The sequence below is a fragment of the Pseudomonas sp. LBUM1640 genome (assembly GCF_059716225.1).
The window spans coordinates 6,804,787-6,825,954 of record NZ_CP166816.1; the positions used below are offsets into that span (position 1 = coordinate 6,804,787).

Below are 21,168 nucleotides of genomic sequence, written 5' to 3' on the forward strand. Positions count from 1 at the left end.
CGCCGCAAGACTGCATCCACCGATACAGCCTGCGGAGAACAACACATGCTGACGATCTACTCGGATGATCATCACCTGCATCACGGCCGTTGCGAATTGATGGACGGGCAATTAATGCCCTGCTTCGAAATGCCGTCGCGCGCCGACCATGTACTGCAACGCGTCAAGGCCCGCGAACTGGGCCCGGTGCAGGCGCCGCAGGACTTTGGCCTGGCGCCGCTGCAACGCATCCACAGCCGCGACTACCTCGACTTTTTCAAAGGTGCCTGGGAACGCTGGACCGAATTCGGCCAGGACGGCGACTTGCTGCCCTACACCTGGCCCGCCCGCACCTTGCGCCGCGTCATGCCCACCAGCCTGCACGGCCAGTTGGGTTATTACAGTTTTGACGGCGGCGCACCGATTACCGCCGGCACCTGGCAAGCGGCCTACAGCGCGGCGCAAGTCGCGCTGACCGCGCAACAGGCTATCGCGCAAGGTGCAAACGCCGCCTTTGCCCTGTGTCGCCCGCCGGGGCATCACGCCGCCAGCGATTTGATGGGCGGTTATTGCTACCTCAACAACGCGGCGATTGCCGCCCAGGCGTTTCTTGACCAGGGCTATAAAAAGGTCGCGATCCTCGATGTGGATTACCACCACGGCAACGGCACGCAGTCGATTTTTTATGCGCGCAGCGACGTGCTCTTCACCTCGATCCACGGCCATCCGGAGGCGGAGTTCCCGTTCTTCCTGGGCTATGCCGATGAGCTGGGAGAAGGCGCCGGCGCTGGCTTCAACTTCAACTACCCGCTGGCGGCAGGCTCTGGCTGGGAACGCTGGAGCGCCGCACTGGAGCAAGCCTGCCGAGAGATCGAGCACTACGACGCCGAGGTCATCGTAGTGTCCTTGGGCGTGGACACATTCAAGGATGACCCCATTTCACAGTTCAAACTCGACAGCCCGGACTACCTGGCAATGGGCGCACGCATCGCCCGCTTGGGCAAACCCACGCTGTTTGTGATGGAAGGCGGCTACGCCGTGGAAGAAATCGGCATCAATGCCGTCAACGTGCTCGAAGGTTTTGAGGAGTCCGCCCAATGAACACGCTCAAGTCACTCGTCCTCTGTGCAGCCGTTCTCGGCGGCGCGGCCCACGCCGAAGAGAAACCCCTTAAGGTCTACAACTGGTTCGACTACATCACGCCCAAGGCGCTTGAAGACTTCAAGGCCCAGAACCCGAAGATCAAACTGGTGTACGACATCTTCGACACCAACGAAGCCCTCGAAGCCAAGCTGCTCACCGGCAACTCCGGCTATGACGTGGTGGTGCCGTCCAATGTGTTCCTTGCCAAACAGATCGAAGCCGGGGTGTTCCAGCCATTGGACCGCAGCCAGTTGCCGAACTGGAACCACCTCGACCCCAAGCTGATGAAGCTGATCGAGGCCAACGACCCGGGTAATAAATTCGCCGTGCCCTACATGTACGGCACCATCCTCATCGGTTTCAACCCGGCCAAGGTCAAGGCGGCGTTGGGCGATAACGCGCCGGTGGACAGCTGGGACCTGATCTTCAAGGAAGAGAACATCAGCAAGCTCAAGCAATGTGGCGTCGCCCTGCTGGATTCGCCTTCGGAGATTCTGCCCCTGGCCTTGCAACACCTGGGGCTGGACCCCAACAGCAGCAACCCCAAGGATTACGTCAAGGCTGAAGCGCTGCTGATGAAGATCCGCCCCTACATCACCTACTTTCACTCCTCCAAATACATGGCAGATATCGCCAACGGCGACATCTGCGTGGCCGTGGGCTATTCCGGCAGTTTCGCGCAGGCCGCCAACCGCGCCAAAGAGGCCAAAAATGGCGTGAGCGTGGACATGCGCCTGCCTAAAGAAGGCGCACCGATCTGGTTCGACATGCTCGCCATTCCCAAGGGCGCGCAAAACCCACAGGACGCCTACACCTTTATCAACTACCTGCTGCAACCCCAAGTGATCGCGCCGATCAGCGACTTTGTCGGCTACCCCAACCCGAACAAGGACGCCACCGAGTTGGTCGACCCGGCGATTCGCAATAATCCCAACCTGTACCCGACCGCCGCCGCCATGAACACGCTCTATACCCTCAAGCCACTGGGCCGCGATGCGGAACGAGCCAGGACACGGGCGTGGACCAAGATCAAGTCGGGCACCTGAACTGACAAGTGAGCTCAGGAACGGCGGGGCCCCATGCCTGCCGTAGGCGCGCCAGCGCCAGGGCGATATCTGCCTCAGGCACAGCGGCGAAACCCAACACCAGCCCGGCACGTTGATCGCCGGGCGTGGTGGAGTGGGGCAACCAGTAACTGCTCAAGCCATTAATCTCGACGTTTGCCGCATGTGCCTGGCTCAGCAATTGCTGCTCGCGCGCTAGGCTGCCCACGCGCACCGTCAGGTGCAGCCCCGCTGCGACACTGGGCAGCTCGCCGACACCCGGCAACCCACTGGGCCAGCCGGCGAGCAAGGCATTGCGCCGGCTCAACGCGGCCCGTCGCATGCGACGGATGTGCCGCTGAAAATGCCCAGCGGCCATAAACTCCGCCATCACCGCCTGGGTACTGACTTCGGAATGGCGAATGTCCACGGCGCGACGCCGGGTAAAAGCGTCTACCAAGCCCGCGGGCAATACCAGATAACCCAGGCGTAACGCCGGGAACGCCACCTTGCCGAAGGTGCCGACATACAGCACTCGCCCACTGCGATCCAGCGCCGCCAACGGTGACAGGGGCGCGCCGCTGTAGCGGTACTCACCGTCGTAATCGTCCTCAATGATCCAACCGCCTGTGCGCTCGGCCCAGGCCAGCAACTCAAGTCGGCGCGCCAGGCTCATCACCACACCCATCGGGTACTGGTGGGAAGGCGTGACATACGTCACTCGGCAATCTGCGAGGGTATTGAGGACCTGGCAATCAATGCCTTCGGCGTCCACTGGCACGCCATGCAAGTGCCCGCCGGCCAACGCGAACGCATGACCTGCCGCGCGATACCCGGGATTCTCCACCGCCACCCCGTCGCCGGGCTCCACCAGCAACTGTGCACAAAGGCTGATTGCTTGCTGCGCGCCACAGGTGATCACAATCTGCTCAGCCGTGCACTGCATGCCCCGCGAGCTGCGCAGGTAAGCGGCGATCAAACCGCGCAGGCGGCTATCACCGGCCGGGTTGCCGTAGCAGAGCTGCTCCAGGTCCGGCTTGCGCCAGAAAGCCCCATTCAGCTTGGCCCATACCTCAAACGGAAACAGATCAAAGGCCGGCACGCCAACACGAAACGCCCGAGGCGGCCCCGAGGGAGGTTGGGCCAGGTGGTTTTTTTTTACCCGCTTCAGGCCCGCGCTGTGGATAACTTCACTGTCGAGATCTTCCGGCAATTTCTCCCATTTTGTGGATAAGGCTGGGGATAAGCCTGTTGAAAACCCTGTGGATACTTTTGTGGATAGTTTTTTGGGCGTGGGTAACTGGGCTACGTAAGTGCCATCGCCGACCCGGCTCTCGATAAACCCCTCCGCATACAGCTGATCGTAGGCGCGCACCACACTGTTACGCGAGATCGACAGCGCCGCTGCCAAGTCACGGGTCGCGGGCAATCGCGTGCCGCTGACCAGCCGCCCGTCCAGCACCCGCTGGCGCAGGGCCTCATACAGTTGGCGGGTCAGCCCCTGGCGGCGATCCAGCTCAATACCGGCAGGGTTGAATGACAGCGGCGGCGAAATGGGCGGCATATTGGACCTATGAAATTGGCGCTAGATGGCTCTTACAACGAACCATTAGCCTGCCTAGGATGCAGGCATTCGCCAAGGAAAATTTCCATGTACACACCCCGCGCCTTTGCCCTCGATGATTTGCCCGAACTGCAGCAACTGATCCAGCACACGCGCCTGGCGCAGTTGGTGACCTTTGGCGAGCAAGGCTTGCAAGCCAGCCACTTGCCACTGCTGCTCAACCCCGATGAAGGCCCGAACGGCACACTTTACGGGCACCTGGCCAAAGCCAACCCGCAGTGGCGTGACCTGCAAAACGGCAGCGAAGCCTTGGTGATCTTTGCCGGCGCCGATGCCTACATCAGCCCGGCGTTTTACCCGGCCAAAGCCGAGCACGGCAAAGTGGTGCCCACCTGGAATTACATCGCGGTGCACGCCTACGGCACGGCCGAGGTATTCACCGACGCCGAGCGTTTGCTCGCCGTGGTCACGGCGCTCACCGACCGCCATGAAGGCAGCCGCGCCCAGCCGTGGAAAGTCAGCGACGCACCGGCCGACTACATTGACGGCATGCTCAAGGCCATCGTCGGCTTCGCTTTGCCCATCGAGCGCCTGATCGGCAAACGCAAACTCAGCCAGAACCGCAGCCCAGCCGACATCGCCGGCGTACGCGAAGGCCTCGCCGCCAGCATTGATGTGCGCGACCAGACCCTCGCGCGCTTTATTCCCCAAGGAGCTCCAGAATGAGCCAGATCGACATCCGCCCCGTCACCGCCGCCGACCACGCTGCCTGGCTACCGCTGTGGCAGGCGTACTTGGCGTTCTACAACACCGAGCTGCCAGGCGCCGTCAGCCAAAGCACCTGGCAGCGCCTGATCGACGCCAACGAACCGACCCATTCGGCGCTGGCCTGGCAGGATGGCAAGGCGGTGGGCATGGTCAACTTCATCTACCATCGCTCCAACTGGAGCATCGAAAATTCCTGCTATTTGCAGGACCTGCTGGTGGACCCGACCCAACGCGGCACGGGCGTGGGCCGCAAGCTGATCGAATTTGTCTACGCCACCGCCAAGGCCGACGGTTGCTGCAAGGTGCACTGGTTGACCCACGAGACCAATGCCACGGCGATCCAACTCTACGAACGCATTGCCGAACGGCCTGGTTTTATTCAATTTCGCAAAGGTCTTTAAGGAGCGCAGCATGCCTATCTCACCCGCCGACTGGAAAGGCGTCCCGGCGCCCACGGTTCAACTGCTTGAAGGGCGTTTTATCCGCCTGGAAAAACTCGACCCGGCGCGCCATGCCGACGGCCTTTGGCAAGCACTCGAAGGGCCCGGCGCCGACCCGAAACTCTGGGACTATTTGCCATACGGCCCCTTCCCCGAGCGCACCGCCTTCGATGCCTGGCTCAACAACCATGCCCAGCACAGCGACCCGTATTTCTTCAGCGTGATCGACCGCAAAAGCGGCGACGTGCAGGGCATCCTCAGCCTGATGTCGATTGTCCCGGCCCAGGGCCGCATCGAAATCGGCCACGTCACCTTCGGCGCACCGATGCAGCGCTCGCCGAAAAGCACCGACGCCGTGTACCTGCTGGCCAAGTACGCGTTTGAGCAGGGCTACCGCCGCCTGGAATGGAAGTGCAACAACGGCAACGCCCGCTCCAAGTACGCGGCGGAGCGTTTGGGCTTCAGCTTTGAAGGCGTGTTCCGCCAGCACATGGTGGTCAAGGGGCAGAACCGCGACACGGCGTGGTATTCGATCCTGGACTCGGAATGGCCGACGGTTGGAGCAGGGTTTGAAGCGTGGCTGTCGGAGGCCAACCAGAGTGGTTCCGGCCAACTGAAAACACTGGCCGAGTGCCGGGCCTGATTCTCCCCAGCAACACAAAACCAATGTGGGAGCGGGCTTGCTCGCGAAAGCGGTGTATCAGTCACAGCATGTGTTGACTGAACTACCGCATTCGCGAGCAAGCCCGCTCCCACATTAGATTTTCAGCAATTCCAAGCTTTGGGCTCAGCCGCCTTTACCCACCTTCCAGCCCAACGCCTTCAAGGCATCACACCCATCCTGCAACAACAGATGCGCTGCCGAAGCGACATGTTGCAGGTCAGCGCCTTCGGCCAACTCGGTACTTAAACAGGTGACGCTATTGAGCAGATCGCGGGCCGCCTGAATGCGCTGAGTGGCGGTTTCGAACAACTCACAGGCTTCGACGTCGTCATTGATGAAGAAAACGGGATTGCAGCTGATATTGCTGTCTAGCGGGGTGTAGGTAGGCATAACGAAACACTCGTAATTGAAGTTAGAGGTTCCATTTTTTCGACCGGCTAAGATCGGCCGCCGACACATCGGCAACCAGCGCAATGTAAACCAGCAGCTAAAACCGGAAACACTTAATAAGGCTCTAACGCCATGAAATCGCCTTTTCCTACAAGCTTCTGCGAACCTTCACCACGCCCATCTTCAACCCAAACGGCCTGAACACAGCATTTAAGGATTTCAGGGTCTGATTCCCCTCGCCATGCTCGATATGCACCAAAGTTCGCACCGATATTTTGCACATCTTGGCGAACTGGCTTTGGTGCAGGCCGGTGACTTCAGTGCGCAAGCGGCGTACCGCTTCGGCGATTTCCAGCGTGCCATCGGCCAAGGCATCCTGAATGCTTTCAATCAGCAGGGTGCGTTCTTCAACGGTCAGGCTCATTTCAATCCCCACTCTTTCAGGCGCTGCGGCAAATTTTTCAAGGCAATGCCTGGATGGTTCATCGTCACGGCAGGCAGACCGCCTGCACTGAGGATGTCTGGCAAAGCAGATAACTGTTGCGCGGCGGCTCTGAGGCCTTCGAACAGTTCCTGGCTATCGACAAGATCACCCAACGAATGACATACCCCGCGCCAGTCCACCTCGCCTGCCCGTTCCAGTTCCCTTGGCCATTTGGTGGTGCGCGTGATGCCTTCGTCGTCCATCACCATCGGCGCCAAATCGTAAATGGGGGCAAGGCGCAAGGCGTTCGCTTCGCGAATGATCGAGGTGTTACGACCATGGTTGTCTGAGTTACCGAGAATTTTGTTCAATAGATCGCGCTTCAGGTACTCAGCGACCAATGCTGGCACTTCGTTGGATTGACCCGCCTCTCGCCACACGCCGACCAGCAGTTCCACCACCTCGCGATGCGCCATGGCACTGCCGGGCTCAGTCACACCTGCCAGTGAGTCAATCGACTCCACGGCATAGCGCTCGACCCCTTGCGCAGTGACACATCGATCAAATCGCTGCATCCACACACTGGGCTTTCTCGCCTCCTCCAGGGACAGCCCTGACTCCGCCACGGTATCCATACCCAAGGTCTGCAAGGCTTTGTAGTAGTGGTATTCGCTTCGCAGAATGTCCTGATCCATCTGCGTACCCTTGTTGCGCGCAAACTTCACGAACCAGTGCTGCTTGACCTGCTCGTCATCGAGCACCGCATCCGGGAACAACAACCCGTCCTGATTTTCCGTCAGCAACAGCTTTGGCGCCTCGCCGCCCGCCCCCGTGGCCCCGCCAATCGCCGCGCCTTGTTCATAGGCATATTCGAGGAAACGGTTATCTCGCTGGATGACTTCATCACGCTCAAACCCGATGGCAGGCTGACTGTCCAAGGCCTCAATCGACTCTTTGATCCGCATATGGCCAATCGGGGCGGGCGTATTGCGCATTAGCAGAAACAGGTCTGCACCGAGATCATCCGGTTTTTCCCGGCCAATACGCGCCATCAAAAAACGTTTAGCGGCACCCGCCGGTGCAATGTCATGCACAAAAGCGGGAGCATTGCGGGTTCTGCCGCCCTCCCATTGCAGAGGAAATCGGGTGCTCACGGAAGTGGCGAAAGGGGTCGCCAATTCATCAAGGTGGTCCACCAGATAGCGCTGGTCATAACCAAAACTGCACCGGCTTTCGAACCCCAGCTGCGGCTTATCAAAAGTCAGGAGCATGGCGTCCTGCCATTTCCCTTTGACGTAGAGTTGTAGCGTCAGGCTGACCATGGCTCTACCTGCAATTTAATGCATTTATCAGCGAATAAAGTGCTCATTGGTTGCAATATAGTGCAGATGGGTAATCTATGCACCCGCGAAAACTGCAATAAAATGCATAAAACAAAAAACTTTGGAGCTATTTACGCAATAAAATGCAGAAATAGCACATGTCATAGTATCGACACATTCCTGCAATCCTCCTCCGCTATACAGGTCGACTCGTTTCCATAACAAGGTCGTCCGCCATGCCCCTGTCGCCCCACCGCCTCGCACTCGCCATTACCTTACTGGCCAGCGGTCTCGCTGAAGCGGCGCCTGCGCCGACCAAAACCTTGCAGATCGATACACCGACCACCATCGGGCAAACCCTCACCGGCAGTGATTCGTTGACCACCTCGGCGCCGGGCAGCATTACCACACCCGGCGTGGCCGTCACGCTCAAGGACGGCACCAGCGGTGCGGGCGTGGTGATCACTAACGCGGGCAAGCTGATCTCCACTGGCGGGCGCGGCATCGACAGTTCGGGGACGATCACCGGGGCGCGCAACTACAGCATTTACAACCTCGCGGGTGGCGTGATCCAGGGTGCCAACGACGCGCTGCGCATCAATAGCAACTTTGCCAGCGGCAGCTTGTTGATCGACAACAGCGGCACCATTCGCTCGGCCACCGGCCAAGGGCTGGACCTGGATGCGATCCGCAGCGCCAATGTCACGACCACCATCATCAACCGCGCCGGCGGCTTGATTCGCGGCGATGCCAGTGACGGCATGAAGACCGGGGCCAACGCCAGCATCACCAACTATGGCGAGATCTCGAGCGGCGATACGTTCTCGCGCGACGACAAATTCGACGGCGTCGATATCGACTCCGCCACCGGCGTGACGGTGACCAACTACGGCCTGATTTCCGGGGGCCGCCACGGCATCACCACCGACCTGGGCGCCACGCTCACCAACTACGGCACAGTGATCGGCCGCAACGGTTCGGGTTTTGGCTCCGATGGCGACGGTACGGTGATCAACCACGGCACCATCACCGGCGCCTACTCCGGGCTGCAACCGGACGGCGACGGCGATGGCGTGGACATCGACAAAATCGCGCATATCGAAAACTACGGGGTCATCCAGGGCATCGGCGCCGGGGGTGTCGACAAGAACGGCTTTGCCAACGGCAGCGAAGGCATCGCCCTGGGCGGCGGCTATGTGTATAACGCCCGCGGCGCGCTGGTCAGCGGCGCCAACAACGCGATCCTGGTGGACGACGGCAGCGACGGCCCGGGCCTCGCCGCCACCACCCTGGAAAACCACGGCACCATCCAGGGCCTGAATGGGTTTGGGGTGAAGTTCGTCGGCAACTTTGCCGACACCGTGATCAACGGCGGCACCATCAGCGGCAGCAACGGCCTGGCCCTGGATCTGGGCGGCGGCGATGACAAGCTGGTGTTGCTGGGCGGCAGCCGTTTTGTCGGCCTGGTGGACGGCGGCGCCGGCTATGACCGGCTGAGCATGGATGACGCCGCGGGCGGCAGTTTCGGTGACAGCCGCAACTTCGAATGGCTGGACGTGAAACAAGGCACCTGGACCCTCACCGGCAGCGGTGATTTCAGCGAGGGTGGCGAAATTTTCAGCGGCGCCAAGCTGATCAACCAAGGCGGCATTGCCGGTAACGTGACGGTCGATGCCGGGGGTATGTATGCCGGTGGCGGCTCGGTGGGCAGCCTGGTGGTCAATGGCACGTTGCAGACCAACACGGCGCTGGGCACCGCGACCATCACCCGCGACCTGACCCTGGGCAGCGGCGCGACCCTGGCCTACGGCGTCAACGCCGATGGCAGCAGCGCGCCGATCAAGGTCGGCGGCATCGCCAACCTCAATGGTGCGACCTTGGCGATCAACCCCGGCGAGGGCACATACCCGTGGCAAAGCCACTACACCGTGCTGCAAGCCGGCAGCATCAACGGCACCTTCGGCAACGTCACCAGCGACTATGCCTTCTTGACCCCGACCCTGGATTACAGCCCCACCCAAGTCGGCCTGACATACACCCGTAACGACATCGCCTTCAACCAGTTCGCCAGCACCGGCAACGGCGCCAGCGCGGCCAACAGCCTGGCGGGTCTGGGCAAGAACAACCCGCTGTATAACGCCTTGCTCAACACCACCACCGCCAGCGCTGGCGCTGCCATCGAGCAACTGGCCGGCAGCAGCACCGCCAACCTCACCAGCGCCACGCTCGGTGCCAGTGCCCAAGTGGGCAGCAGCATGCTCGCCGCCATGCACCAGCTAGGCGGCGGTGCGGGCTTGCTGGTCGGGCTTGATCAAAAAGACACGCCCGTGCTCGCCGCCACCGGCGTGCCGGCGCAAGCGCGTAACCTCAATGACCCGAATGCCCGTGGCCGTCTGTGGCTGCAAGGCATCGGCAGCTACGGCAAGCTCGACGGCGAGCACGGCAGCAATGGCCTCACCCAACGCACCAAGGGCAGCGTACTGGGCGCCGATTGGGCACTCGACAGCGACTGGCGCGTGGGCGTGCTGGGCGGCTATTCGAAGACGAACCTGGACACCACTGGCGTCGACGGCAGCGTCGACAGCTGGCACGCCGGCGTTTACGCCATGCGTCAGAGCGGGCCACTGGCCTTGCGCCTGGGTGCGGCCTACAGCGGGCACCAGGGCGACAGCAAACGCACAGTGGCCTTCAACGGTTTCAGCGACCGCCCCAAAGGCGACTATGACGCCAACAGCCAGCAAGCCTTCGCCGAACTGGGCTACGCCATGGGCAGTGGTCGCTTGAGTGCCGAGCCGTTCGCCAACCTTGGCTATCAGCGCTACAGACGTGACAGCTATAACGAAAAAGGCGGCGCCGCCGCGCTGCATGTCGACGGTCAAACCCAGGACAATTTCAGCAGCACATTCGGGCTGCGCCTGGCGCGCTTGAGCCAACTGGACAACGGCATCAGCCTCACGCCACGCGTGAGCGCAGGCTGGAAGCACACCTACGGCGATGTCGACAGCAACACGCGCCAGGCTTTCCTGGCCGGTGGCACGGCCTTCAACGTTGAGGGCAGCGCCCTGGACCGCAACAGCCTGCTCGTCGAAGCGGGGCTCGATGTGGGCTTGTCGGCGCGCCATAGCTTGGGCCTGGGGTACACCGGCGAGCTAGGCAGTAACAGCCGTAACCACGCGCTGACAGGGCAATGGCAGATGAGTTTTTAATCGCGCCGGACTAAAGACAACTCCCGCAAACCAGGGGTCGATGACCTGACAGTTATCACCCCGCCATCTCGTTAAATTCCCGGCCTCATTCATCAGAGGTTGGGATTACATGCCCCGTACACATCACAGACTTGCACTTGTCATGGCCCTTGCGATCAGCGCCGTCAGCCTTCAATGCGCGCAGGCGCGAGGAGATATAGAGTCCACTCCCGATGGGGTGCAGCCCTACAACTCGCTTGATAATGAGCGGTTGAACACGCCTCCAAAGGAAGCAGCGTCCCTGGACGGTTACCTCACACGACAGGCCACCACGCACAATGGCCTACAGGCCGCCAAGGTTCTGGAGCCTGCAGTGGCTAAACTGCTGGAGTCCGGCGAGCTGAGCCCGGAACGGGATGCTGAGCTGGAATCAATCGCCGAAGCACTGACCCATCAACCCGGTGGCATCGGCGCAACCCTCGAGCAATTGGCCGGCAGCCAAAATGCCAACCTGGCGGGCGCAACCCACGCCGTCACTGGGCAAATCAGCCACCAATTGCTCTCAACCCTGCGCACGCTGCCCACCGACGATGCCGGGCATTTTTGGGTGCAGGGCCTGAGCAACAAAGGCAGCCTCGACAAACAGGGTGGCAGCGCCGGCCTCAAACACGCCACCCAAGGTCTAATGCTGGGCGCCGACTGGGCACTGGACCACGCCTGGCGTGTGGGGGTGATGGGCGCAAAATCCACCAGCCAATTTGATGCTCGGGGCTTCTCCGCCGACCTCGACAGCTGGCACCTGGGCGGCTACGCCGTGCGCCAGGACGGCCCACTGGCCCTGCGCCTGGGGGCGATCTACAGCGACCATACCGGCCAGAACAAGCGCCGCGTCAATGTGATCAATTACAGCGAGCAGCTCAAGGGCAAACACACCGCCCAAAGCCAAACCGTGTTTTCCGAAGCGGGCTATCAGTTGGGCGGTGAATACGTGCACGTAGAGCCCTTCGCAGGCCTCGGCTATCAGCGCTATCAACGCGACAGTTTCAAGGAAACAGGTGGCCTGACCGCGTTGAACGTTGGCTCACAAACCCAGCAAAACCTGAGCAGCACCTTTGGCCTTCGCTTGGCGACGGTGTATCGGTTCGATAACCGCATGAGCCTCACGCCTCACCTGAGTACGGGCTGGAAACACCTCTATGGCGAGGTGCACAGCCACGTACGCCAATCTTCTCGCGCCGCGCCAGGACTCATCGACGGCTTCACCATCAACGGCACCTCGCTGGACCGCAATAGCCTGGACGCTCAAGCGGGTCTGGACCTTGCCCTGTCGACACAGCACACCGTTGGCCTGGCCTACAGCGCACACGCCGGCAGCCAGAGCCAAAGCCAGGGCTTGATGGGGTCGTGGAAGATGAGCTTTTAATCGCGCGGGCAGTAAATTGCGCACGAAAAAAAAGGGGGGCACCTGCCCCCCCGAGGATTAAGCGGTAGTGTCGAAGGCTAAATCAGCCTTCGATTTCAATCAGGATTTCGCCAGGGTTCACCCGGTCGCCCTTGGCCACATGAACGGCGGTAACCTTGCCGGCAATCGCGGCCTGCACTTCGGTTTCCATCTTCATGGCTTCGGTAATTAGCACGGCCTGGCCGGCCTTGACCACGTCGCCTTCCTTGACCAGCACGTCGACGATATTGCCCGGCATCGCCGTGCTGACATGGCCCGGCTCGGTGGCGTGCTTGCGCTTGCTGCCGCCGCTGCTGACAAACTCGTTGAGCGGTTCGAACACCACTTCTTCCGGCATGCCGTCGATGGACAGGTAGAAGTGGCGCTTGCCTTCAGCCTTCACGCCCACACCCGTGATATCCACGCGGTAGCTTTCGCCGTGCACGTCGATGACAAACTCAGTCGGCACGCCTTCGCCACCGGCGCGCGCCACACCGCCGGCCTCAGGAATCGGCAACAACACTTCAGGGCTCAAAGTGCCGGCGTCGCGCTCTTCGAGGAACTTGCGGCCGATGTCCGGGAACATCGCGTAGGTCAGCACGTCTTCTTCGGACTTGGCCAACGCGCCAATTTCACCGCGCAGCTTGGTCATTTCCGGCTTGAGCAGGTCAGCCGGGCGATGGTCGATCACCTCTTCGCTGCCGATGGCCTGGCGGCGCAGCTTTTCGTTCACGGTGCCCGGCGCCTTGCCGTAGCCGCCTTGCAGGTAGAGCTTCACTTCGTTAGTGATGGTTTTGTAGCGTTCACCGGCCAGCACGTTGAAGAACGCCTGGGTGCCGACGATCTGCGAGGTCGGGGTAACCAGCGGCGGAAAGCCGAGGTCTTCACGCACCCGCGGGATCTCTGCCAGCACTTCGCTCATGCGGTTGAGTGCGCCCTGCTCTTTCAACTGGTTGGCCAGGTTGGAAATCATCCCGCCCGGTACTTGGTTAACTTGAACACGGGTGTCGACAGCGGTGAATTCGCTTTCGAACTGGTGGTACTTCTTACGCACGGCGTAGAAGTACAGGCCGATTTCCTGCAGCAGCTCCAGGTCGAGGCCGGTGTCGAATTCGCTGCCTTTGAGGGCGGCGACCATCGACTCGGTGCCCGGGTGGCTGGTGCCCCAGGCGAAGCTGGAGATCGCGGTATCGATGTGGTCGGCACCGTTTTCGATGGCCTTGAGTTGGCACATCGCGGCCAAGCCGGCGGTGTCATGCGAGTGAATGAAGATCGGCAGGCTTTGCTCGGCTTTCAGTGCCTTGACCAGTTCGCCGGTGGCGTATGGGGTCAGCAGGCCGGCCATGTCCTTGATCGCCACCGAGTCGCAACCCATGGCTTCCATTTGCTTGGCCTGGGCCACGAACGCACCGATGGTGTGCACCGGGCTTGTGGTGTAAGCGATGGTGCCTTGGGCATGTTTGCCGGCAGCTTTGACCGCTTCAATGGCCACACGCAGGTTACGCACGTCGTTCATCGCGTCGAAGATGCGGAACACGTCGATGCCATTCACGGCAGCCTTGGCGACGAAGGCTCTGACCACGTCGTCGCTGTAGTGGCGGTAGCCCAGCAGGTTCTGGCCGCGCAGCAGCATTTGCAGGCGCGTGTTAGGCAATGCGGCGCGCAGTTGGCGCAGGCGCTCCCACGGGTCTTCTTTCAAAAAGCGTACGCAGGCGTCGAAGGTCGCACCGCCCCAGACTTCCAGCGACCAGTAGCCGACTTTGTCGAGCTTGTCGCAGATCGGCAGCATGTCGTCGGTGCGCATGCGGGTCGCCAGCAACGATTGGTGGGCGTCGCGCAGGATGGTGTCGGTGACAAAGATTTTCTTGGACATTGTTGTATTCCTCACAGGCCTGCGTGGGCGGCGATGGCGGCGGCGATGGCCAGGGCCAGCTCTTCGGGTTTGCGCTTGATCGAGTAGTTGGTCAGCTCAGGGTGGGCTTCAACGAAGCTGGTATTGAACTGGCCGCTGCGGAATTCCGGGTTGCGCAGGATTTCCTGGTAGTAGGCGGCAGTGGTCTTCACGCCTTGCAGGCGCATGTCGTCCAGGGCACGCAGGCCGCGGTCCATGGCTTCTTCCCAGGTCAACGCCCACACCACCAGTTTCAGGCACATGGAGTCGTAGAACGGTGGGATGGTGTAGCCGGTATAAATCGCCGTGTCGGTACGCACGCCGGGGCCGCCAGGTGCGTAGTAACGGGTGATCTTGCCGAAGCTGGGCAGGAAGTTGTTCTTCGGGTCTTCGGCGTTGATGCGGAACTGCAACGCGAAACCACGGTGCTGGATGTCTTCCTGTTTTACCGACAACGGCAGGCCCGAGGCGATACGGATCTGCTCGCGAACAATGTCGATGCCGGTAATTTCCTCGGTGATGGTGTGTTCCACCTGCACCCGGGTGTTCATCTCCATGAAATACACCTCGCCCTCGGCGAGCAGGAACTCCACGGTGCCGGCGTTTTCGTAGCCCACGGCCTTGGCCGCGCGCACTGACAGGTCGCCGATGTAGGCGCGCTGTTCAGGGGTCAGCTGGGGGCTCGGGGCAATTTCGATGAGCTTCTGGTTACGACGCTGGATCGAGCAATCGCGCTCGAACAAATGCACCACATTGCCAAAGCTGTCACCGAGGATCTGCGCCTCGATGTGCTTGGGGTTGACGATGCATTTTTCCAGGAACACTTCCGCCGAGCCGAAGGCCTTGGTGGCCTCGGAAATCACGCGGGGGAAGGCTTGTTCGAGCTCTTCGCGGCTGTTGCAACGGCGGATACCGCGACCGCCACCACCGGAGGTGGCCTTGAGCATTACCGGGTAACCAATGCGGTCGCCTTCGGTCAGGGCTTCGGCGATGTCGGCAACGTTGCCTTCGGTGCCGGGGGTAACCGGCACGCCGGCCTTGATCATGCTGCGGCGCGCTTCGGTCTTGTCGCCCATGCGGCGAATGACTTCTGCCGACGGGCCGATGAATTTGATGCCACGTTCGGCGCAGATATCCGCCAGTTCGGCGTTTTCCGACAAGAAACCGTAGCCGGGGTGCAGCGCATCGCAACCGGTTTCCACGGCCAGGTTCACCAGCTTGCGCGGGTTCAGGTAGCCGGCCAGGGGCTCGGCACCAATGCTGTGGGCTTCGTCGGCACGTTTGACGTGCAACGCATGGCGGTCGGCGTCCGAGTAAACCGCGACCGAGCGAATGCCCATCTCGGCGCAGGCACGCACGATTCGTACGGCAATTTCACCACGGTTGGCGATCAGGATCTTTTTTATCACTTGGAAATTCCCTTGAGCCGATTGCTGCGTTCTACGACCCGTTGGACCGGGGTCGGCGCGTGACCAAATGTTTCATGACAGTCGCGAGACACACACTATGCGCACCGGAGGATTAACAAAAATCAATAATTATTGGGTTGTGTATAAGTAAAGACTTATAGTTGGCCGAACGGCCTGAGATGAGAGGACTTTAATAATGCGTAAGTCATTGATGCGTATGACATTGCGTCAACTGCAGATCTTCAACGAAGTCTGTGATTTGCGTTCCTACAGCCGCGCCGCCGAGGAAATGTCCCTCACGCAACCTGCCGTTAGCCTACAAATTCGCCAGCTTGAAGAGCTGGTCGGCCAGCCGCTGTTCGATTACGTCGGCAAAAAGCTCTACATGACCGAGGCCGCCGAAGCCCTGCAACGGGCCAGCCGGGATATTTTCGGACGCCTGGAAAACCTCGATATGCAGCTGTCCGACATGCAGGGTTCGCTGCAGGGCCAGTTGAAGTTGGCGGTGGAATCGAGCGCCAAGTACTTCGTGCCGCACCTGTTTGCCGCGTTCAAGCGCCAGCACCCCGAGGTGCAATTGCACCTGACGGTCGTCAATCGCGCTCAGGTGATTCGCCGGCTTTCGGACAACCGCGATGACCTGGTGATCATGTCCATGGTGCCGCAGGACATGGGCCTGGAGTTCCTGCCGTTTCTTAACAATCCAATTGTCGCCGTGGCGCCGCCCGACCACCCTTTGAGCCTCCAAGGCCCGCTGCGCCTGCAGGACCTGGAACCTTACACACTGCTGCTGCGCGAGCCGGGTTCCGGCACACGGCTGGCGTGCGAGGAGTACTTCAAGGAAAAACGCGTGCACTTCACCCAGACGGTGGAAGTGGCCTCGGCCGAGGCGCAACGTGAGTGCGTGAACGCAGGGTTGGGCGTGGCGCTGCTGACGCGCCACGCGGTCAACCTGGAACTGGCCACCGGCGGGCTCAAGGAGCTGCCGGTGGAAGAACTGCCGCTGTACCGCAGTTGGTGCCTGGTGCAAGCCAAAGCCAAGCGCCTGTCACCGGTGGCCCATGCGTTCCTGGGCTTTATCCGCAGCGAACGGGTGCAGATCAGCGCGTTGGCTGAACGCTTCGCTGGGCAGCCGCGGGTGCCTGCCAGTGGAGTTCCGGGTAGTCACTGATGCTCTGGAGCAATTGGCGCTCCTCGCAACGGTCTTCGATTGCGCGACGGAACGCCATGCGACGCTGGTCTTCTTGCTGACGACGGGTTTTGACGCTGCTGCTGTCTTCGTATTGCCGGGCCATGTTGAGTCTCCCAATGCGAGTACGGGGAGTTCAGGATGGGTGCAGGGGATGACGCGGCGATGACAGCCTGATGAAGATTCTGGATCAGCAGGGCATGATCGTTCCCACGCTCTGCGTGGGAATGCAGGCTAGGACGCTCTGCGTCCCGCGACGCAGAGCGTCGCAAGAGACACTCCCACGCGGAGCGTGGGAGCGATCAACCGTGTATGCCTTTGAATCAGTCGTCGAGGGCTTTGACCGATTTTGGCGAGAGACGCAGGCTGCGCAAGCTGCGCTTCACGCTCTTGAGGTGGTTGACCAGGCTCGGCCCGCGCGCCATGGCTACGCCCATGGCCAGCACGTCGATCACCACCAGGTGGGCGATACGCGAGGTCAACGGCGTGTAGATTTCGGTGTCTTCGTGCACGTCGATCGCCAGGTTGACCGTGGACAGCTCCGCCAACGGCGTCTGGCTTGGGCACAGGGTGATCAGCGTCGCGCCGCTTTCACGCACCAGGTTGGCGGTGATCAGCAGGTCTTTGGAGCGGCCGGACTGAGAAATGCAGATAGCCACGTCAGTCGGCTTCAAGGTCACCGCCGACATCGCCTGCATGTGCGGGTCGCTGTAGGCCGCTGCGGTGAGCAGCAGGCGGAAGAATTTATGCTGGGCATCGGCAGCCACTGCACCCGAAGCACCGAAGCCGTAAAACTCCACGCGCTGGGCCTGGGACATCGCGGTCACGGCCTTTTGCAACTCGACCGGGTCGAGCTTCTCACGCACTTCCATGAGGGTGTGCAAGGTGGTGTCGAAGATTTTCAGGCTGTAGTCGGCGACGGAGTCGTCTTCGTGAATCGCAAACTGCCCAAAGCTCGCACCGGCCGCCAGGCTCTGGGCCAGCTTGAGTTTCAAGTCCTGGAACCCGGAGCAGCCGATGGCGCGGCAGAAGCGCACGATGGTCGGCTCACTGATGCCCACGCTGTGGGCCAGGTCGGCCATGGAACTGTGCATCACGGCCGCAGGGTCAAGCAGCACGTGATCGGCAACCTTGAGTTCCGATTTGCGTAACAGGTGGCGCGACTGGGCGATATGTTGCAACAGGTTCAAAGGGCAGGACTCTTGTTATTGGCAGGTGCCAGGGATGTAGCAAGCTTGTAGTTATACTACAAGAATTGGCGTTTTGCCCGTCCGATGCATCACTAAATCGCCCTGATGCCCTTTGAATCAGCGGGCAGCCGCCGTGTAGCCACACAGGCGGCCTGGCTGTCTTTAAGGAAAGTCTGCATTTTTGCGTAACAATTCTGCCAGCCCTTGCGCCTCCATCGGCCGGCTGATCAGGTAGCCCTGCACCTCATCGCAGCGTTCCGCACGCAGGAAATCCAGCTGCTGCTGATCTTCCACCCCCTCGGCCACCACCTTGAGCGCCAGCCCATGGGCCATGGCGATGATGGCCCGGGTAATGGCTGCGTCCTCGCGGCCCTGGCCCAGGCCGCGAATAAACGTCTGATCGATTTTCACGTAGTCCACTGGGATGCGCTTGAGGTAGCTCAGAGACGAATAACCCGTGCCGAAGTCGTCGATGGCCAGCTTCACGCCAAGGTCGCGCAGTTGCTGGAAGGTGGCGATGATGTGCTCGACGCTGTCGAGCAGTTGGCTTTCAGTCAGCTCAAGCTCGAGGTATTGCGGGTCCAGACCGGTTTCTTCGAGCACCTGGCGCACCAGGCTGACCAACTTGCCCTGGCGCAGCTGATGCACCGACAGGTTGACCGACACTCGAATCGGCGCCAGCCCTTGGCGCTGCCATTCGCACGCCTGCCAGCAGGCTTGGCGCAGCACGAATTCGCCCAGCGGTACGATCAGGCCTGTCTCTTCAGCCAGGCCGATAAAGTCGCCCGGCGGCACCATGCCCCATTGTGGATGCTCCCAGCGAATCAGCGCCTCGGCGGCGTTCAGCTTGCCGGTGCCCAGGCACAGTTTCGGCTGGTAGAACACCGCCAGCTGGCGCTCGTCGATGGCCTTGCGCAAGTGGTTCTCCAGCTGCAACCGCTCAAGCGTGCTGGCTTGCAGGCTGTCGGTGTAGAACTGGAAGTTATTGCCGCCCAAATGCTTGGCGTGCTGCATGGCCATGTTCGATTGACTGACCAGCGCGGAAATCTCCCGCGCATTGTCCGGCAGCAGGCTGACGCCCATTGAAGCGCTGACCACCAGCTCATGCCCTTCCACCGTCACCGGCACGCGCAGCTTGGCGAGCAGCCGCGTGGCCACCCGCGCCAGGCTCGACAGGTTGCCGTAGGCGTCGAACAGTACGGCGAACTCATCCCCGGACAAGCGCGCAATGGTGTCGGCCTCGGGCAACGCGTTGATCAGCCGGCGTGACATTTTCTGCAGCAGTTGGTCGGCCACTTCATGACCCAGGCTGTCGTTCAACAGCTTGAAACGGTCCAGGTTGATGTGCAGCAGCGCCAGGCTGCGCCCGCCCTGGCGCACGCGCGCATGGGCTTCGCGCAGGCGTTCGCGGAACAGTGAACGGTTGGCCAGGCCGGTCAATTCGTCGTAGTGAGTGAGGTAGCGCATGCGCTCTTCAGATTCACGCCGCGCCGACAGATCGGCGAAGAAACCCACGATATGGCTGACTTTTCCCCGAGCATCGCGCACTACATTCAGTTGCAGCCATTGCGGGTATAACTCGCCGTTCTTGCGCGTTTCCACCAGCTCGCCCTGCCAGGTGCCATGGCTGAGCAGCGCCTGGCGGATCACCGGGAAATGACGGCGGGCGTCGCGGCTGCTGGGCAATTCCACAACATTGCGGCCGAGCATGTCGTCGATGTCAAAGCCGGTGACGCGGCTGAAGGCTTGGTTGACGGCGATCAGCGCGTAGTCCGGATCGAGAATAACAATACCTTCGCTGGCGGCCTCGAATACGGTCGACGCCAGGCGCTGCTGTTCTTCCAGGGCCTTGTCGGCGCTGATATCGCGGCGGGTGCCGAGCATGCGCGTGACGCGACCGCTGGGCGCACGTTCCACGGCGCGGCCGCGGTCTTCGATCCACACCCAATGGCCGTCGCCGTGGCGCACGCGGTATTCAACTTGATAGTCCTCGCTGCGGCCTTTGAGATGCTCTACCAGCGCGCGCCTGAGCAGCGGCAAGTCGTCGGGGTGCAGGCGCGGCTTGAGGTGGCTGAGCATTGCCGTGACGTACTCGGGCTCAAGGCCAAACAGCTCCTTGAGCTGGGTGTGATGGACTTCATCGGTTTGCAGGTTCCAGTCCCACAGGCCCAGTTCACTGGCTTGCAGGGCCATGGCCAGACGCGCTTCGCTTTTATTCAGGGCCAGGCTGGCGGCGTCCAGTTCCTGACTGCGTTGCGCCACGCGATCTTGCAGGCCGATTTGGGCTTCGCGCAGTTCCTGTTCGATCCGGCGGCGCTGCTCGACTTGGCGCACCAGGTCCTGATTCAACTGCTCGCTGCGTTGTTGCGCCTGCTGTAGATGCTCGATCAGCGCCTGGTTCTGAAAGCGTCGCAACAACCCGCGTTGGATCAGGCGGTTGACCTGCCACGCCACCAGGCTCAAAGAGGCCAGCAGGATCAGGCCGAGCACGCCCCAGCCTTGTTGCTGTGCGGTGCCGTTCCAAAACAGGTAGAGGATGGCCGGCACCAGGCAAGGCACGGCAAATGACAGGAACGCGGGCAGGCTCACCGCGTAGGCGACGCTGGCTGACAGCGTCGCCGCGCCGATCAGGCCGAACACCCACGCCTGTTGCATGAAGCTGTCCGCCGGCACCAGGGCGATGGCGGCAGTGGCCAGGGTCAGGCCGCTGACCGCCGAACCGAGCATGAACATGCGCCGCCAGATCGGCTGGGCCTGGCGGCTGGGCATCGCCGAATCAAACGCTGCCACCTGAATCACGCGCAATGCCACAAGGGCCAGCAGCCAGATCAGCCAGATGCTGTCCAACAAGTATTGCTTGGGGTTCCACAGCAACCAGGCGCAGACCAGGCCGTTAACCAACATCAATAAGGTCGGCAGCAATGAACCTTGATACAGCAGACGCGTGCGTTCGACCGCCATCTCGGTTGCGTAATATTTACGGATGACTTGCGCGGGCGCCGCCGAGGGGCCGAACAGGTCGGGACTGAGAGTCATAGGCAGTGTTCTTATAATGGTGAGCCCGAAACGTGGACGGAGCATACACAAGCAAGCGCTTGGGCCAAACTGCTCGACGTCATAAAAGCC

General features: G+C 61.2%; 17 protein-coding genes. 8 read left to right on the forward strand and 9 right to left on the reverse strand.

All coding sequences use genetic code 11. The features are described 5' to 3' along the window. Positions 1-45 precede the first annotated feature (45 nt). Positions 46-1,080 (forward strand): histone deacetylase family protein, encoded by a 1,035-nt coding sequence (locus tag ACA065_RS30375; RefSeq protein ID WP_497692734.1) that lies wholly within the window; start codon positions 46-48, stop codon positions 1,078-1,080. Beyond that, positions 1,077-2,168, forward strand: a complete 1,092-nt coding sequence (locus ACA065_RS30380) for a polyamine ABC transporter substrate-binding protein (RefSeq protein ID WP_497692735.1) — start codon at positions 1,077-1,079, stop codon at positions 2,166-2,168. The genes ACA065_RS30375 and ACA065_RS30380 overlap by 4 nt, the downstream gene beginning before the upstream one ends. Here the strand turns inward: ACA065_RS30380 and pdxR are convergent. Continuing rightward, a complete protein-coding gene (gene pdxR / locus ACA065_RS30385) occupies positions 2,152-3,729 on the reverse strand; it encodes a MocR-like pyridoxine biosynthesis transcription factor PdxR (protein WP_497692736.1) in 1,578 nt (525 codons plus the stop codon). The two genes, ACA065_RS30380 and pdxR, sit on opposite strands and share 17 nt — an antisense overlap. 87 nt (positions 3,730-3,816) lie before the next feature. On the opposite strand from pdxR, the gene ACA065_RS30390 reads away from it, so the two are divergent. The 3 genes from ACA065_RS30390 to ACA065_RS30400 are packed head-to-tail and all read left to right on the forward strand — an operon-like array spanning position 3,817 to position 5,580. Beyond that, positions 3,817-4,455, forward strand: coding sequence for an FMN-binding negative transcriptional regulator (locus ACA065_RS30390; RefSeq protein WP_497692737.1), 639 nt, complete (start codon positions 3,817-3,819; stop codon positions 4,453-4,455). Further along, positions 4,452-4,898 (forward strand): GNAT family N-acetyltransferase, encoded by a 447-nt coding sequence (locus tag ACA065_RS30395; RefSeq protein ID WP_497692738.1) that lies wholly within the window; start codon positions 4,452-4,454, stop codon positions 4,896-4,898. The genes ACA065_RS30390 and ACA065_RS30395 overlap by 4 nt, the downstream gene beginning before the upstream one ends. A 10-nt stretch (positions 4,899-4,908) precedes the next feature. Next, complete coding sequence (locus ACA065_RS30400) at positions 4,909-5,580, forward strand: GNAT family N-acetyltransferase (RefSeq protein WP_497692739.1); 672 nt, start codon at positions 4,909-4,911, stop codon at positions 5,578-5,580. Between the two features lie 144 nt (positions 5,581-5,724). On the opposite strand, the gene ACA065_RS30405 is transcribed toward ACA065_RS30400, so the two are convergent. The 3 genes from ACA065_RS30405 to ACA065_RS30415 all read right to left on the reverse strand — a co-directional run bounded on the left by ACA065_RS30405 (position 5,725) and on the right by ACA065_RS30415 (position 7,737). Next, positions 5,725-5,991 (reverse strand): hypothetical protein, encoded by a 267-nt coding sequence (locus tag ACA065_RS30405; RefSeq protein WP_177016730.1) that lies wholly within the window; start codon positions 5,989-5,991, stop codon positions 5,725-5,727. A 148-nt stretch (positions 5,992-6,139) separates the two neighbouring features. Then, positions 6,140-6,415, reverse strand: a complete 276-nt coding sequence (locus ACA065_RS30410) for a helix-turn-helix domain-containing protein (RefSeq protein WP_242169649.1) — start codon at positions 6,413-6,415, stop codon at positions 6,140-6,142. Continuing rightward, entirely contained in the window at positions 6,412-7,737 is a 1,326-nt protein-coding gene (locus tag ACA065_RS30415; RefSeq protein ID WP_497692740.1) for a type II toxin-antitoxin system HipA family toxin, read from the reverse strand. Before ACA065_RS30415 ends, ACA065_RS30410 begins: the two co-directional genes overlap by 4 nt. Positions 7,738-7,973: 236 nt before the next feature. Here ACA065_RS30415 and ACA065_RS30420 point away from each other — a divergent pair, with 236 nt between their 5' ends. Both ACA065_RS30420 and ACA065_RS30425 read left to right on the forward strand, forming a co-directional pair. Then, positions 7,974-10,943, forward strand: coding sequence for an autotransporter outer membrane beta-barrel domain-containing protein (locus tag ACA065_RS30420; protein ID WP_497692741.1), 2,970 nt, complete (start codon positions 7,974-7,976; stop codon positions 10,941-10,943). A gap of 109 nt (positions 10,944-11,052) precedes the next feature. Beyond that, complete coding sequence (locus ACA065_RS30425; RefSeq protein ID WP_497692742.1) at positions 11,053-12,345, forward strand: autotransporter outer membrane beta-barrel domain-containing protein; 1,293 nt, start codon at positions 11,053-11,055, stop codon at positions 12,343-12,345. Between the two features lie 82 nt (positions 12,346-12,427). Here the strand turns inward: ACA065_RS30425 and oadA are convergent, their stop codons facing one another. Both oadA and ACA065_RS30435 read right to left on the reverse strand, forming a co-directional pair. Next, positions 12,428-14,236, reverse strand: a complete 1,809-nt coding sequence (gene oadA, locus ACA065_RS30430; RefSeq protein WP_497692743.1) for a sodium-extruding oxaloacetate decarboxylase subunit alpha — start codon at positions 14,234-14,236, stop codon at positions 12,428-12,430. An 11-nt stretch (positions 14,237-14,247) separates the two neighbouring features. Next, entirely contained in the window at positions 14,248-15,663 is a 1,416-nt protein-coding gene (locus ACA065_RS30435; RefSeq protein ID WP_049710865.1) for an acetyl-CoA carboxylase biotin carboxylase subunit, read from the reverse strand. A 196-nt stretch (positions 15,664-15,859) separates the two neighbouring features. Between ACA065_RS30435 and ACA065_RS30440 the strand changes: the two genes are divergently transcribed. Beyond that, positions 15,860-16,834, forward strand: a complete 975-nt coding sequence (locus tag ACA065_RS30440; RefSeq protein WP_497692744.1) for a LysR family transcriptional regulator — start codon at positions 15,860-15,862, stop codon at positions 16,832-16,834. Here ACA065_RS30440 and ACA065_RS30445 read toward each other — a convergent pair. The 3 genes from ACA065_RS30445 to ACA065_RS30455 all read right to left on the reverse strand — a co-directional run bounded on the left by ACA065_RS30445 (position 16,764) and on the right by ACA065_RS30455 (position 21,078). Beyond that, on the reverse strand, positions 16,764-16,958 hold the full coding sequence (locus ACA065_RS30445; protein WP_497692745.1) for a PA3496 family putative envelope integrity protein: 195 nt from the start codon (positions 16,956-16,958) through the stop codon (positions 16,764-16,766). The genes ACA065_RS30440 and ACA065_RS30445 overlap by 71 nt on opposite strands. A 217-nt stretch (positions 16,959-17,175) precedes the next feature. Next, on the reverse strand, positions 17,176-18,042 hold the full coding sequence (gene hexR / locus ACA065_RS30450; protein ID WP_010168370.1) for a transcriptional regulator HexR: 867 nt from the start codon (positions 18,040-18,042) through the stop codon (positions 17,176-17,178). 162 nt (positions 18,043-18,204) lie between these two features. After that, positions 18,205-21,078 (reverse strand): putative bifunctional diguanylate cyclase/phosphodiesterase, encoded by a 2,874-nt coding sequence (locus ACA065_RS30455; protein WP_497692746.1) that lies wholly within the window; start codon positions 21,076-21,078, stop codon positions 18,205-18,207. Positions 21,079-21,168 lie beyond the last annotated feature (90 nt).

Bases quoted from the DNA above. Each gene is read 5' to 3' on its own strand.
- ACA065_RS30390 (WP_497692737.1), top strand. From the start codon at position 3,817: ATGTACACACCCCGCGCCTTTGCCCTCGATGATTTGCCCGAACTGCAG.
- pdxR (WP_497692736.1), bottom strand. From the start codon at position 3,729: ATGCCGCCCATTTCGCCGCCGCTGTCATTCAACCCTGCCGGTATTGAG.
- ACA065_RS30425 (WP_497692742.1), top strand. From the start codon at position 11,053: ATGCCCCGTACACATCACAGACTTGCACTTGTCATGGCCCTTGCGATC.
- ACA065_RS30420 (WP_497692741.1), top strand. From the start codon at position 7,974: ATGCCCCTGTCGCCCCACCGCCTCGCACTCGCCATTACCTTACTGGCC.
- ACA065_RS30405 (WP_177016730.1), bottom strand. From the start codon at position 5,991: ATGCCTACCTACACCCCGCTAGACAGCAATATCAGCTGCAATCCCGTT.
- ACA065_RS30380 (WP_497692735.1), top strand. From the start codon at position 1,077: ATGAACACGCTCAAGTCACTCGTCCTCTGTGCAGCCGTTCTCGGCGGC.
- ACA065_RS30440 (WP_497692744.1), top strand. From the start codon at position 15,860: ATGCGTAAGTCATTGATGCGTATGACATTGCGTCAACTGCAGATCTTC.
- ACA065_RS30410 (WP_242169649.1), bottom strand. From the start codon at position 6,415: ATGAGCCTGACCGTTGAAGAACGCACCCTGCTGATTGAAAGCATTCAG.
- ACA065_RS30415 (WP_497692740.1), bottom strand. From the start codon at position 7,737: ATGGTCAGCCTGACGCTACAACTCTACGTCAAAGGGAAATGGCAGGAC.
- ACA065_RS30395 (WP_497692738.1), top strand. From the start codon at position 4,452: ATGAGCCAGATCGACATCCGCCCCGTCACCGCCGCCGACCACGCTGCC.
- ACA065_RS30375 (WP_497692734.1), top strand. From the start codon at position 46: ATGCTGACGATCTACTCGGATGATCATCACCTGCATCACGGCCGTTGC.
- oadA (WP_497692743.1), bottom strand. From the start codon at position 14,236: ATGTCCAAGAAAATCTTTGTCACCGACACCATCCTGCGCGACGCCCAC.
- ACA065_RS30455 (WP_497692746.1), bottom strand. From the start codon at position 21,078: ATGACTCTCAGTCCCGACCTGTTCGGCCCCTCGGCGGCGCCCGCGCAA.
- ACA065_RS30400 (WP_497692739.1), top strand. From the start codon at position 4,909: ATGCCTATCTCACCCGCCGACTGGAAAGGCGTCCCGGCGCCCACGGTT.
- ACA065_RS30445 (WP_497692745.1), bottom strand. From the start codon at position 16,958: ATGGCCCGGCAATACGAAGACAGCAGCAGCGTCAAAACCCGTCGTCAG.